We start from the raw sequence: 12,811 nt of genomic DNA on the forward strand, positions 1-12,811 counted from the left end.
ATGCAGTTACAAATAGATTTCCTCTACTTGCAGGTATGTTACGCAATGCTAAAGACGGGACAATAGGATTTATGGTGTTGTGATTGGTGTAGGTGTAGGAGTTTCTGTCGGCGTTTCCGTGGGAGTTGGGGAAGGTGTGGGAATTTCTGTTGGTGTTTCCGTGGGAGTTGGGGAAGGTGTGAAAGTTTCTGTTGGTGTTGGTGTAGGTTCTGGCGGTGGGGTGGGATTTTCTACTGTGATGGTGAGCCGATAATCTGCGGGTGTAGTTGCAGTAGATACGACAACGAATTCATAAAATCCAGATTCTGGGAGTTTAGTGGATAAACTGCGTTTCTGTGAATCTTCTAACAAGACTATTTTTCCTGATGGAGAATAGACAGACAATAAAAGGTTGGGGTTTGCTTGTAGTTGTAGTTCTAGAGATTGGTCTTTAGCCAAGTCAGCAATAAAAACTTTACCACCAGCAGGCTGGAAAGTGCCGCTAACTGTTTTACTCGTAGCACCTTGATCAAAAACAATCCTTTGAAAAGCGCTACCAGCAAGGATTGCACTGAGTTTATCGCTGACAAAAGCTTGCCAAACCTGTCCAATTGGTTGGTCTATAAAGTTTTTGCCTTTTTGTTCAGGGAACGCCCTGAAAAAAGCCGCATCACCCAAATCGTATAAAGAACGGCTACCAACATTGATTTGATTGACTTCTACTTTCCAGCGATCGCGTTCTGCGGCAGTATAAGTACCTAGTTGTCGTCTGGCTCTATTACTCAGGGGTGAGAGTTTATTCAGCAATTCGGCGGCGACTTTATCCCATTCTGCCCGCAAATTTTCATCTTCTGGTTCATCGCTGAGGGTACGTCCGCGTAAACTGGGGTTTTTGTCCCAAAAAGCCTGATTCACTAAATTAATATAAAAGTTAAAATCTATACCTAATTGTTGACGGCGATCGCTCAATCTTTGTTTGCGTTGTCGTTCTGCTGGTGAGTATTTATCTAAGGGGTTGGTGGGTTGGGTACTAGTTGGGGTAGGTGTGGGGTTCTCAGTTATGGGATTGCGGCTCCTACTGAGTCCCCACCAAACTAAGCCAGCCGCACCGACTAATAAGAATGCGGCTATTGGTATCCACCAGTTTTTTGATTGGGGAGGTGGGGGAGTGGGGGAAGTTAGGGGAGTGGGGAAAGATGGAGAAACGGCGACGGTGGGTGCAACAGTAGGGACTGGTGATGGTGTGGGGATATGATAATTTGCGGGTGCTGGGTTGAGTGCTTGTAATACTTCTTGAGCAGACTGATAGCGATCGCCTGGTCTAGCGGCTAACATTTTATCTAAGACTTGTCCCAAAATTGGACTGAGGCTAATTTCACGCCTCCATTGCCAAGATAAGTTATATGTATCAACTAATTCTTGTGGTTGTTTACCAGTCAGTAAAACTACTGCTGTGACTGCCAAAGCATATAAATCACTGTGGGGAGAAACAGATCCGGTTTGCATCTGTTCTGGCGGTGCAAATCCCACTTTACCTAACAGGGTAGCGGCTGGAGGAGATGCTACTACACCTGGTTGATAATATTCAGATGCTACAACTGCCACTACTTGTTTGACACCACCAAAATCAATCAATACTGGTAGTCTGTCCACATTGCGGAGGATGAGATTATCTGGCGAGATATCGCGGTGAATTACACCCAAGGAATGGATATAATCTAAAACTGGGAGAATTTGCTGCAAAAGTTGGCGAATTTCTGCCTCTGTGAACCGCAACCCTTGCTGTATCCGCTTATTCAATAAATCACTATAAGTTTCCCCTTCTACATAATCTTGGACTAAAAATAAATATTCTTTACCTGTTAGATTGACACGAAATATTTCTCGAAAGCGGGGTATTTGGGGATGTTGCAGCTTATAGAGAACATTGGCTTCTCGTTGAAACAGTTCCTCTGCTTTTTGTAAGACGTAGGCTGTTTGTACTTGGGGAGAAAATTCTTTTAAAACACAAAGTTCGCGGAAACGGTTAATATCTTCAGCTAAATAAGTGCGTCCGAACCCCCCTTGTCCGACTTGACGCACGATTAGATAGCGATCGCTTAAAGTTAACCCTGGTTGGATTCCCTGAGTAAAAAAATTATCCACTAAATTCTCACCACACTTAAGACAGAACCGAGTCCCTGGGTAATTCTCGTGTCCTTTTGAACAATATAAATTGGTCATTGGTCAGTTGTCAGTTGTCAATAGTCAGTTTTTCGCTTCTCAGCACTCAGCACTCCCCTACTTACCAGATTTGGCTTTACTTACTTGATCGGATGCGATCGCATACCAAATTTGACCGAAAGTTTGTTGATTCAGTGTCCCACGCCGTTGACTAGGAAACAACTGATCAAATTTTTGATTTGTGTCTTTATTTAATTCGCTAATTGTGTAATTTCCCAGTTGTCCAGAACGCGCTTGTCGTCTCCAATTTTCATAATCTCCTTGGGTATAGTTTCCCAGTTTTCGACGAGCTGCTGTACTGAGGTTGGCTTGTTCTATTTTATTCAAAAATTCTCCAGCAATAGCTTGCCATTCATCTCTTAAAGCCGCATCTTCTGGTTTAGATGTTAAGCTACGTCCTTTTAATTCTGGCTTTTGAGCATAAAATAAACTATCTGCTATCTGGATAAAAAATCTTTCAGGAATTTCTAACTGTTGACGACGGCTCAGAATTTCACTAATACTCGCTTTGTTGTTGTCGCCGACTGGTTGAGCCAGAGGATTAGGTAATGATGGTAATTCCGGTAAACCAATTGATGGCAGAGTAATCGAAGATACACCTTGAACAACGGAATTTACTAAAGCCCAAGTACCTGCACCGATTAAGACGACTAAAGCTGTTCCTCCGAAACTGACAGCAAAAGGACGCAACCAGACAGGTAAAGGTAACTTTTTGCTAACCGCTTGAGTTCTACTGTGTAGTTTACTGGCAAGAACCGTCATCTTACGCCCAGGAGCTACTACCATTGTTTTAATCTTGGTAAGATGGGTAGATGGGGGCTTAGTAATAGCTAAGGGTGAGGGTAAATCTTGGAGAATTTGAGCAGCACTTTGGTAGCGATCGCTTGGTTTATAAGCCAGCATCTTTTTTAACACTGTTTCTAATTGAACACTGACCTTAATTTCCTTCCCCCAGCGCCAAACTCCCTGATAACTGTCGTATAATTTTTGCGGCTCCTTACCTGTGAGCAATACTAGAGCCGTTACCGCCAAAGAATATAAATCACTATTTATAAAAACTTTTCCCTGCCGTAATTGTTCTTCTGGCGCGTAACCTTTTTTACCTAACAAAGTGTTATTACCAGCTAACTTAGTAAACCATAAACCCTGAGACGCTGGTAATTGTTTTACACCGCCAAAATCAATGAGTACGGGAAAATTATCAGAACGTCGCAAAATCACATTATCAGGAGAAATATCACGATGAACGGTATTTTGAGAGTGAATATAAGATAAAACAGGTAAAATTTGTTGCAGTAGGGTGATAACTTCCTCTTCAGTAAAAGTTTTCCCCTGACTTTGACGTTGTTCTAAAAGTTGAAAACAATTGTCACCCTCTACATAATCTTGGACTAGAAAGAAGAAATCCTTAGTACCGATTTTTGCCTGTAGGGAACCATGAAAACGGGGAATTTGGGAATGCTGGAGTTTTTTGAGGACATTCGCTTCTCGCTCAAACAACTCCTTAGCTTTTTTTAAATCCTCTTTTTCTTCTACTTGGGGTGCAAATTCCTTCAGCACGCAAGTTTGATCAGACTTTTTGATATCCTCAACTAAATAAGTGCGTCCAAACCCACCCTGTCCTAACTGACGTATGATTCGATAGCGATTATCTACAATTTGCCTCACACCTAGCGGTAAAGGCTCACCGCAGTGGATACAAAAACGATTATCGCTATGATTTGTGTGTTGCTTACTGCAATGAACTTGCATGGTGCTGAAGGATAGATGAGGTTTTTCTAAATTACTACAACAAATGTAGTTTCATTTACGAATATTCTCTAAAGAAGGGGAAGGAATCATTGAATTTTGAATTCCGCTTTGCGGTACTAGGTGCATTATGAATCAGAAATCACGAGAGACGGAAGTAATTAAGGCTTGGGAGGATTTTGTTTCTACTCCCTTAGAATCTTTCATAGAAAGGCATCACAACAAGTCTGATGAATCAATAGTTTTGAGCTTATTTCATGATGTGGCTGCTAATGTACCTGCGTATCAGGCTTTTTTAGGAGAAAGAGAAATTGATGCGAGTTCTATTCAAACTTTAGAAGATTTTCGGACATTGCCTGCGATCGCTAAAGATAATTATATTTCCCGTTATCCTCTAACCGATTTGTGCCGCTTCGGCAAGTTGTCAGGTTGCGATATGATAGCGGCTTCCTCTGGTTCCACAGGTAAACCCACATTTTGGCCTCGTTTCTTCACCGATGAACTGCAAATCGCCACACGCTTTGAGCAGATTTTTCACGATAGTTTTGCTGCTGATACCCGACGTACCCTAGCCGTGATTTGTTTCACGCTGGGAACTTGGGTAGGTGGTATGTTTACTACTAATTGCTGTCGCTATCTTGCCAGTAAAGGCTACCTGATCACAGTCATTACACCCGGTAACAATAAAGAAGAAATTTTCCGAGTAGTACAAGAACTCGGCGGAAATTTTGAGCAAGTAGTGCTGTTAGGATATCCACCATTCCTGAAAGATGTGATTGATACAGGTATTGCTCGTGGTGTGGAGTGGCAACGCTATCAAATTAAACTGGTGATGGCGGGAGAAGTATTTAGTGAGGAATGGCGTAGTTTAGTTGGGGAAAGAGTGGGTTCGCAAAATCCCTGTTATGACTCAGCATCACTTTACGGTACAGCCGATGCAGGTGTGTTGGGTAATGAAACACCCTTGAGTATTTGCATTCGCCGTTTTTTAGCAGAAAATCCCGAAGTAGCCAAAGCTTTATTTGGCGAATCTCGCTTACCTACACTAGTACAGTATGACCCAGTTAATCGCTTTTTTGAAGTGCAAGATGGGCAACTGTTGTTTTCTGGTAACAACGGTATTCCCCTAATACGCTACAACATCTTAGACACTGGGGGAATCATCAGTTATGATGCTATGCTGCAATTCCTAGCAAACTGGGGATTTAACCCCCTAGAAACTCTTGCTTCTCCTGACTCTCCCAGAGGAATTAATCAACTACCATTCGTCTACGTCTTCGGACGCTCTAACTTTACAGTCTCCTATTTTGGAGCCAATATTTACCCCGAAAACGTCACAGTGGGATTAGAACAACCAGTCATTCAAGAATGGGTGACGGGTAAATTTGTCTTGCAGGTAAAAGAAGATGCGGACAAAAACCGCTTTTTATCTGTAGTTGTAGAATTAGCACCAGGAGTAGAAAACAGCGAAGACAAACGTCAAGCCATTGCTACCTCAATCCTCACGCAACTTTTGCGCCTAAATAGCGAATTTGCCAACTATGTACCCCCAGAATACCAAATACCACAGATAGCCTTAGCGCCAATGGGCGATCGCGAATATTTCCCCATCGGCGTAAAACATCGTTACACACGCCAATAATACAAACCTCTGTCTTATCTACACTAATAGGTGTAAAACCAATACATCTTCCCCTGCGGAAATTAATGTTTTACCTACTGGCAGCACAGCCAAAGCATTGGTTTGAGCTAGATTAATTAAATTACCGGAACTATGACTTCCACCAGCTTTGTGAAATTCGTACAGTCCATCAATTAAATGTAAGCTTCCCCAAATATAAGTTTCCCGTTTACCGTCTGATCGCAGCTCATCATGCGATCGCACTTTCAAAAACACTGGTTCCCAACCCGCCGCCAACCCCCCTAGTTTCTTAATTACTGGTTGCACAAATCGCCAAAATGTCACCAAAACCGCCGCCGGGTTTCCTGGTAAACCGAAATATATGGGGGAGTGGGGAGTAGGGAAGGTAGCGACGGTTAGGGGTTTTCCTGGGCGCATTTCCACAGAGCGGATGTGAATTGTCGCACCTAAGGAAGCGAGAATTTTGTCAACGTAGTCATAATCACCGACGGAAACGCCACCAGAAGAAATGACTATATCGGCGTGGGCGATGGGCTGCGCCCCACCGTAGGCGATGGCGTTCCGCCCAGCGTAGCTGATCGCTTTGGTGATGGTTTCTTCAAGGGCTACTGGGTTATCATTGACAATGCCTAATAATATCGGTTCTACCCCAATTTGACGCAGCAAAGCGGCTAAAGCATACTGATTAGAATCAACAATTTGTCCTGGTTGTAGGGCTTGATCTAGTGTTACTAATTCATCACCTGTAGAAAAAATTGCTACACGAACGCGACGGTAAACTCTGACTTGAGAACATTGAGATGCTGCTAATACAGCAATTTCCGCCCCATTTAATTTAATCCCTGCTGGTAATAATTGTGTCCCAGCTTGGTAATAAGATGCTTTACGCCTGACAAATTCCCCTGGTTGTGGTGTAGTCAAAACAAACACGCGGTTATCCTCTTGGCGTGTCTTCTCTTGCATAACTACAGTATCCGCACCACTAGGAATTACTGCGCCTGTAAAGATACGTGCGGCTTGTCCAGGTTGCAACGTAGATTTGGGTTGATAACCTGCGGGAATTTCGGCAATAATTTCTAAATTAACTGGCTGTTCGGCGCTAGAGTTCTGCACATCTTCGTAACGTACCGCGTAGCCATCCATCGCCGAATTATCCCAATGGGGAAAATCTAGGGGACTATTTACAGGGGTGGCGAGAATACGTCCATTTGCAGTCCACAAATCGACAACTTCTGTGTCTTGTTGACTATTCAAGTTTGGCACTAAATTGAAAATAATATTGGCTGCATCCCTGATTGATGACATGGCGATCGCCCCAGATAAGTTTACAAGTTCTTTTCTCTCACTCCCTATTTAAACAGTTAGCAGGAAAACAATTAGGACAAGACTTAAAGCAAAAGCGAATATGAGTGCATATTCAAAACGACGACTGAAAAAGCCGACAACAGCAATTAAGGCAACAAATAGAATAGTAATGCCAATATACTGTTCACGTTGCCAACCCTTAGCAATTAGCGGATCTTGTAGTGTTGTATCAAATGGCGTTTCAGCCACCGGAGGCGTTGAGGAAGCCTCTGTCTCCGACAAGCTGCGCGTAGCTTGCTTATTCGTAGGAGTACGCGGAGTGTCCCGCAGATAACGTAGAGATGATCTCCAGTTGTTCGGAAGCGATCGCCTGGGTACAGACAACTTTTCTTGGCGTAAATTCATATATATGTGGTTCTAATTTCTATCTCAGCTTCACTACCAGAAACTTTACTACTTTTGAGAGAAATAATGATTATCCCATTAGAAAGAAGTAAATATTCTTCTAACTCTATAGAGTGAATTAAATAGCATAAATATATTCATTGGGACGAAAGTTTTCTAAGTATTTGTCTGGAAAAATTACATATTCAATAGCCACTATTTATAGCATTTTCTAAAAAGTTTTGCGCCGGGACACCAGGACGCACAATGTCACTTGTTTTAAACCAAGTAACCCTTTCAATGCACTGGCTCAACTTTTCAATTTGTCCATCTTCTTCTATCGGCGATTAATGTTTTTTTTTGCTTTAAATAACTAAGTTAGGAATCGCTATATAAGGCTTTTTTTTAACAATCAGTACCTCAAAAATCAATTGTATTTATCAATAAAAGACATCTGCTTTTGATTAACATAATTTTCTTTGTATTTTTAATTAGGAAAATAACTATGACTACACCAGAACAACTACACCAATGGCATGAACTAGCACAACAATTGCGAATAGATAGTATTCGCGCCACAACCGTTGCTGGTTCAGGTCATCCAACTTCTTCTATGTCTCCTGCCGATTTAATGGCGGTTTTATTAACTAATTATCTTCAATACGATTTTGACAATCCACATAGCCCAAATAACGATCGCTTCATTCTTTCGAAAGGACACGCCGCACCTTTGCTTTACGCTATGTATAAAGCGGCTGGGGTAATCACCGATGAAGAATTAATGTCATTGCGGCAAATGGGAAGCCGTCTTGAAGGTCATCCCACACCAGTATTACCTTGGGTGGATGTAGCGACTGGTTCTTTAGGGCAAGGCTTACCCATCGGTGTAGGGTTAGCCTTAGCTGGTAAATATTTAGACCAGTTACCTTATAACGTTTGGGTATTGTTAGGTGATAGCGAAACAGCTGAAGGTTCGGTGTGGGAAGCTTTCGATCATGCGGCACACTATACTCTAGACAATTTTATTGCCATTATCGATGTCAATCGCCTTGGTCAACGGGGTCAGACAGAATTAGGCTGGAATACCAAAGCCTATGCTAATCGTGCCAGGGCTTTTGGTTGGCAAGCAATAGAAATAGATGGTCACGATTTGACCGAGATTGACCAAGCCTTGAGTGCTGCTGTTACTATTAACGATCGCCCCACAGTCATTATTGCCCGTACCAAAAAAGGTAAGGGTGTCGCATCTTTAGAAGATTTGGGTGGTTGGCATGGTAAGGCATTAAAACCTGATGCTGAAAAACAAGCGATCGCCGAATTAGGCGGTGAACGTCACATCACTATTCAAGTCAGCAAACCGGAGGCACAAAAGCAAGTCATATCAGCTAATCCCCAACCCTTGCAACTTCCCACTTACGAGAAAGGCGCAACAGTTGCCACTCGTCGCGCCTATGGTGATGCCCTGAAAGCGTTGGGAGCATCTCAACCTGATGTTGTTGTTCTGGATGCTGAGGTGAGTAATTCTACTTATGCTGAAGATTTTGCCGAAGCCTATCCAGAACGCTACTTTGAAATGTACATTGCCGAACAGCAGATGGTTGCAGCTGCCGTTGGCTTGCAAGTCCGCCAGTACAAACCCTTTGCTTCCACCTTCGCCGCCTTCTTAACTCGTGCCTACGACTTTGTGAGGATGGCAGCCGTCTCTCGCGCCAACATTAAATTAGTTGGTTCCCATGCTGGTATATCTATTGGTCAGGATGGCCCCTCACAAATGGCATTGGAAGACTTAGCAGCCTTTCGGGCAGTGTGGAATAGTACCGTACTTTACCCTTGTGATGCCAATCAGACAGCCAAACTAGTAGCCCAAATGAGCGATCGTCAGGGGATTGTTTACCTCCGTACCACCAGAGAAAATACACCCGTAATTTACGGCGCTGAAGAAGAGTTTTCCATCGGTGGCAGTAAAATTATCCGCAGTTCCGATCAAGACCAAGCCACTGTGATTGGTGCAGGTATAACCTTGCATGAAGCCCTCAAAGCTTACGAACGCCTCAAAAATGAAGACATTACAGTCCGCATCATCGATGCGTACTCTGTTAAACCCATTGACATACAAACCTTACATCAAGCAGCCAATGATACAGAGGGCAATTTAGTAGTCGTTGAAGACCATTGGAATGAAGGTGGATTAGGTGCAGCTGTTTTGGATGCCTTTGCAGGTATTGGCGATATTCCTAGCTACGATGGACCCCAACTACAACTAATTAAGTTAGCAGTACATAATATGCCAGGTTCTGGCACACCAGAAGAACTACTCCGTGCAGCCAACATTGACGCTGATGCCATTGTAGAAGCTGTGAAATCTCAAGTCAGACAACCTATTGCTACAAGGATATAAGGTACTTTTAAAATCCTCACCCACAAGATGTTGGAGATTTTATCAGTAGCTATTAGTGCAGAAAAAATTGTAGGGCTGTAAATAAATCTCTCATCTGACTTCAGTCGCCAGCCAGAGGGAAACTAGACAAAACCTTTTTATGTTGGTAGATAGATTATTCTATTTTTCACAATTGGTAACAGTCTATGCCTCTTTATAAACTGGAAGAATTTGATCCAAACTATCGAGAAACTTTTGGCGGTGATGATGTTAAGGCTTTAGAACTCTATACTCAAGGTGGAGTCAGAGTTGGAGCAGTTGCTGATGTGTTAGTTGATAATGAAGGACGTTTTCGTTATTTAGTAATTGACACCAATATAGATAGTTCCATTAGCAAAAAAATCTTACTACCAATAGGTTTATCTCGCATAAACTACTCTGCAAAACGTGTTTATATTGACGGACTGAGCAAACAACAAGTAGAAAATTTACCGGAATATCACGACAATATAGCAGTTGATGAAGAATACGAAGAAAGAGTACGCGGTGTATTTCGTCCTCAAACTAGCAATTTAATTTATGACCGTCAGACATACAACTACCAGCAAGAACCAGCTTTATATAATTTGAATGAACAATATCATCAAACCTTCAGACTTTACGAAGAGAGATTAATTGCTAACAAGCATCGTGTGAAAACGGGAGAGGTAGCAGTTGGTAAACACATTGAAACAGAAACTGCACGGCTAACAGTACCTATTCAAAGGGAACGGGTAGTCATTGAAAGAGCCACACCAACATCGGCAGACACAATAGTAGATCCAAAAGAAGTTAAGTTTCAACAAGGGGAAGTAGCACGCATAGAACTGTACGAAGAAACCCCAGAGATTCGGAAAGAAGCTTTTGTCCGTGAAGAAGTACGAGTGAGAAAAGTAGTAGAGAGTGACACAGTTGAAGCTCAAGATGTAATTCGTCGAGAAGAGTTAGATATTGATACAGCAGGTGATTTACTTGTGAATGAAACTAATTTAGAAAAACATGAAAATGTTGGATGAGTTGATTAAAGATTTCATCTATTAGCTAGCTTGAAAAACAAATAAGGAAGGGTGTAGATAGGAAAATATTTGTTTCTATTTGCACCTTTTTTGAAAAAAAAGGATTGATTTAGTAATTCAAAAACATCTATTACTTTTGATTTTTATTTATAAACACACTTCATTCGCTAGAAAGAGGTAATTTTATCAATAAACCACTAACTTAGTGAATAAGAAATGTTTTATATATTTGAGGAAAAACCACAATGGTACTTTACAAATTAGCCGATTTTGATCCCAATTATCAAGACTCATTTCAAGGTAATGATATTAAGGGACTTGGTGTCTATACAGAAAGAAGTGATGAAAAAATTGGTACAGTCAACGATGTTTTAGTGGATGATGAAGGTCATTTCCGTTATTTGCTTGTTGACTTAGGTTTTTGGATTTTTGGTAAAAAAGTTTTATTACCAGTTGGTCGTTCTCGCATTGACTATGGCGCTGGCCGCGTTTATGCAATTGGTATGACCAGAGAGCAAGCTGAAGATTTACCTGAATTCAATGACCGTTTAGCTGCTGATTACGACTACGAAGAACAGGTACGTGGTGTATATCGCAATCCCCGTTACACTAACAGAACTGAGTCTTTGGAAGCGTCAGCACCTTTAGAAACATCAACACCTCTAGAAGCTTCTGCACCATTAGACACAAGCTATAAAACAACCACACCTTCTTATTCCCGTGATACTTACAAATACGAACAAGAGCCTTCTTTGTTCGGACTCAATGAGCAAGATCATCAAACTCTGAGACTTTATGAAGAACGGTTGATTGCTAATAAACGCCGTCAGAAAACTGGTGAAGTAGCTGTTGGTAAGCACATTGAAACGGAAACTGCACGGGTTGCAGTACCAGTGGAAAGAGAAAGAGTTGTGATTGAACGTATTACACCAACAGATGCTGGGACTACCGTTGCTCCTGGTACAGCTAACTTCCGTGAAGGGGAAGTTGCGCGCGTAGAACTGCATGAAGAAACTGCTGACGTTCGCAAAGAAGCTTTTGTGCGTGAGGAAGTTAGAGTTCAAAAAGTTGTCGAGCATGACACTGTTGAAGCTCAAGAAAAAATCCGTCGTGAAGAATTAGACGTGAATACTGCGGGTCTTCCCATTGAAGAACGCTAATCTTTGATGAATTGAGTTATTAGTTATTAGCTAGTAACTCGATTTAATGTGGTACAGGTAAGACTTTATATGCTCAATATCAGCTTTACCTGTACTTGTAATAATTCTAGAGATAAATTTTAAAAGTACATTATATGTCTGACTATTTAGCCGCAGAAACACCAACTAACCGGAAAATAACTGATAATTCAACTGAGCCAGACAATAACCATATAATTGAGGAAGAGAAGAATATTCGTTTATTGGCAGAAAGGCTGATAGTTGACAGAAATAAACAAAAAATTGGTGAAGTCGTTGTCCGCAAGGTAATCGAAACCCAGATGGTGCAAGTTCCAGTGCGGCGAGAGAAGCTGATTGTGGAACAAATTGGCCAAGAACACAAACAACTTGCAGAGATTGATTTAAGCCAAGGAGAAATTACTGGGATTGAATTAACTCAAAGCGTTAGTCATGAATTATCGGGCTGGGATAGTGGCTTAAGTGTGAGTGGTAACTTTAGTTCTCCTAAAATTGCTAGTTTATTATTAAATGCGATCGCTCTAGAACGCAAACATGGTTGTCAGCACGTGCTAGTCTCCATCGTGGTTGAAGATGAAGAACATCGAAAAAAATACCAAGAGTGGTTTGACCGTTGTTCTCAAGGTCAACTACCAAAACGCCCAGAATTAGCGGATACCTAGTATTTCACCAACCCAAAATTGCTAGGCTAAGGCAAGCAGGGAGAGCAGGGGAAGAAAGAGATTTTTTTGCTGCTATTAACCTTGCAAACTTAACTTGGCAGACTACTAGTCAAAGAGGAGGCAGGGCAGGGGACAATACGGTTCGGTTAACAATACCTTAGCCAAAATAAGAGGATGAAGAGAGAGGGCCGATGTAGTAGAGTTATTGTCTCTCACAACGACAACTCAAAAACCACAATCAGCCCATGCCCGATATC

The 12,811-nt window shown here is 41.9% G+C and carries 9 protein-coding genes; 5 read left to right on the plus strand and 4 right to left on the minus strand.

Annotated elements, in window-relative coordinates; genetic code table 11:
* Positions 1-69 precede the first annotated feature (69 nt).
* A complete protein-coding gene (locus H6G18_RS21410; RefSeq protein ID WP_190409115.1) occupies positions 70-2,202 on the minus strand; it encodes a serine/threonine-protein kinase in 2,133 nt (710 codons plus the stop codon).
* 57 nt (positions 2,203-2,259) lie between these two features.
* Positions 2,260-3,954: a serine/threonine-protein kinase gene (locus H6G18_RS21415; protein ID WP_190409116.1), complete on the minus strand. Its 1,695-nt coding sequence runs from the start codon at positions 3,952-3,954 to the stop codon at positions 2,260-2,262.
* 127 nt (positions 3,955-4,081) lie between these two features.
* On the opposite strand from H6G18_RS21415, the gene H6G18_RS21420 reads away from it, so the two are divergent.
* Complete coding sequence (locus H6G18_RS21420; protein ID WP_190409117.1) at positions 4,082-5,593, plus strand: phenylacetate--CoA ligase family protein; 1,512 nt, start codon at positions 4,082-4,084, stop codon at positions 5,591-5,593.
* An 18-nt stretch (positions 5,594-5,611) separates the two neighbouring features.
* On the opposite strand, the gene H6G18_RS21425 is transcribed toward H6G18_RS21420, so the two are convergent.
* Both H6G18_RS21425 and H6G18_RS25295 read right to left on the minus strand, forming a co-directional pair.
* The gene (locus H6G18_RS21425) at positions 5,612-6,898 is read right to left on the minus strand and encodes a molybdopterin molybdotransferase MoeA (RefSeq protein ID WP_190409118.1); all 1,287 of its coding nucleotides are present in this window, start codon (positions 6,896-6,898) and stop codon (positions 5,612-5,614) included.
* 48 nt (positions 6,899-6,946) lie between these two features.
* Positions 6,947-7,303, minus strand: a complete 357-nt coding sequence (locus tag H6G18_RS25295; RefSeq protein WP_199311791.1) for a hypothetical protein — start codon at positions 7,301-7,303, stop codon at positions 6,947-6,949.
* Positions 7,304-7,787: 484 nt separating this feature from the next.
* Between H6G18_RS25295 and H6G18_RS21435 the strand changes: the two genes are divergently transcribed.
* The 4 genes from H6G18_RS21435 (at position 7,788) to H6G18_RS21450 (ending at position 12,554) form a co-directional block, all read left to right on the plus strand.
* Positions 7,788-9,680 carry a transketolase gene (locus H6G18_RS21435; RefSeq protein ID WP_190409119.1) on the plus strand — a complete coding sequence of 631 codons (1,893 nt, stop codon included), beginning with the start codon at positions 7,788-7,790 and terminating at the stop codon, positions 9,678-9,680.
* Between the two features lie 185 nt (positions 9,681-9,865).
* Positions 9,866-10,714 (plus strand): DUF2382 domain-containing protein, encoded by an 849-nt coding sequence (locus H6G18_RS21440; RefSeq protein ID WP_190409120.1) that lies wholly within the window; start codon positions 9,866-9,868, stop codon positions 10,712-10,714.
* Between the two features lie 245 nt (positions 10,715-10,959).
* Complete coding sequence (locus H6G18_RS21445) at positions 10,960-11,874, plus strand: DUF2382 domain-containing protein (protein WP_190409121.1); 915 nt, start codon at positions 10,960-10,962, stop codon at positions 11,872-11,874.
* A 134-nt stretch (positions 11,875-12,008) separates the two neighbouring features.
* Entirely contained in the window at positions 12,009-12,554 is a 546-nt protein-coding gene (locus tag H6G18_RS21450; RefSeq protein ID WP_190409122.1) for a DUF2382 domain-containing protein, read from the plus strand.
* Positions 12,555-12,811: the final 257 nt, after the last annotated feature.

Origin of the sequence: Anabaena subtropica FACHB-260, from assembly GCF_014697105.1 — a bacterium.
GTDB classification, from domain to species: domain Bacteria; phylum Cyanobacteriota; class Cyanobacteriia; order Cyanobacteriales; family Nostocaceae; genus Trichormus; species Trichormus subtropicus.

What these genes read in the sequence shown, in the direction of transcription:
- H6G18_RS21410 (WP_190409115.1), bottom strand. Translation starts at nt 2,202, where the DNA reads ATGACCAATTTATATTGTTCAAAAGGACACGAGAATTACCCAGGGACT.
- H6G18_RS21415 (WP_190409116.1), bottom strand. Translation starts at nt 3,954, where the DNA reads ATGCAAGTTCATTGCAGTAAGCAACACACAAATCATAGCGATAATCGT.
- H6G18_RS21420 (WP_190409117.1), top strand. Translation starts at nt 4,082, where the DNA reads ATGAATCAGAAATCACGAGAGACGGAAGTAATTAAGGCTTGGGAGGAT.
- H6G18_RS21425 (WP_190409118.1), bottom strand. Translation starts at nt 6,898, where the DNA reads ATGTCATCAATCAGGGATGCAGCCAATATTATTTTCAATTTAGTGCCA.
- H6G18_RS25295 (WP_199311791.1), bottom strand. Translation starts at nt 7,303, where the DNA reads ATGAATTTACGCCAAGAAAAGTTGTCTGTACCCAGGCGATCGCTTCCG.
- H6G18_RS21435 (WP_190409119.1), top strand. Translation starts at nt 7,788, where the DNA reads ATGACTACACCAGAACAACTACACCAATGGCATGAACTAGCACAACAA.
- H6G18_RS21440 (WP_190409120.1), top strand. Translation starts at nt 9,866, where the DNA reads ATGCCTCTTTATAAACTGGAAGAATTTGATCCAAACTATCGAGAAACT.
- H6G18_RS21445 (WP_190409121.1), top strand. Translation starts at nt 10,960, where the DNA reads ATGGTACTTTACAAATTAGCCGATTTTGATCCCAATTATCAAGACTCA.
- H6G18_RS21450 (WP_190409122.1), top strand. Translation starts at nt 12,009, where the DNA reads ATGTCTGACTATTTAGCCGCAGAAACACCAACTAACCGGAAAATAACT.